The organism is Haemophilus paracuniculus (assembly GCF_002015115.1).
GTDB classification, from domain to species: domain Bacteria; phylum Pseudomonadota; class Gammaproteobacteria; order Enterobacterales; family Pasteurellaceae; genus Haemophilus_E; species Haemophilus_E paracuniculus.
In genome coordinates this window covers 1-924 of record NZ_MUYA01000025.1, presented here as the reverse complement: position 1 = coordinate 924, position 924 = coordinate 1, and the positions used below count along the sequence as shown (strand labels likewise).

Annotated in this window: 1 pseudogene; it reads right to left on the bottom strand. The window is 40.2% G+C overall.

What is annotated here, in order from left to right:
* Nucleotides 1-924 (bottom strand): annotated as a pseudogene (locus tag B0187_RS10290) (hypothetical protein); the annotation flags it as partial.

Here is a 924-nt window from a genome sequence, read left to right as displayed (position 1 = left end):
GGCAGCTTTGTTAGGGTCAGTATTGGTATTTACATCACCAGAAATCACATTCCAAGTGACGTTAGAAAGATTACCGTCAGAAGTGATATTCACTGACACAGTAGAACTATTTAAGAAGTTAATTGTGTCATACGGTTTCACGAAATCTTTCGCTTTGTTGTTTTCTTGCAAGTTCCAACCTGCGTTCAACACATCACCTAAAGTCGCTGCATTGTTCTCTTCACCTGCTTTCAATACTGGGCGAGTAACATTGGTGGTAAAGATAGTTGTACCTTCACCTGTTGTACCATCAGGATTGGTTGTTGTACCCGTACTATTTTCAGTTACCGTTTTAGGCAATCTGCTGGTTAAGTTAGAGATAACGTTAGACTTAGAACCATCTGGGTTAGTCACTTCACCAATCACAATAGGGTTACTTGCGTTACCAATAGTAACGTTAGTGAAGGTTGGGTTATCTACAGTTGAGTAAGTGTAATTTACCGTATCAACACCATTTGCATCCGTTGTATTGACTTGAGTAATTTTTAAGTTTTTACCCGCAGTGAAGTTAACGATATCACCTGGATTGATTAAGGTGTTGTTTGACGTACCGTCTGGGTTAGTGGCGTTTGTCCACCAACCTACACTGTTAATCGCTTTAGCGACATCACCCGCCGTTGCAAATGCATTTGGATTTGCTGGTTCATTCACTTTACCTGAAGGTGCAGAATTTGGGTTTTTACCCTCTTCGGTTACATTGTTAGAGCCATCTGACACTGTTAATGGTGTCGTTGCAATACTCCAAGTAACGTTAGAAAGATTACCGTCTGACGTGATATTCACAGATACCGTAGAGGTATTTAAGAAGTTAATCGTGTCATAAGGTTTCACGAAATCTTTCGCGGTATTGTTTTCTTGCAAGTTCCAACCTGCATTTAAAACATC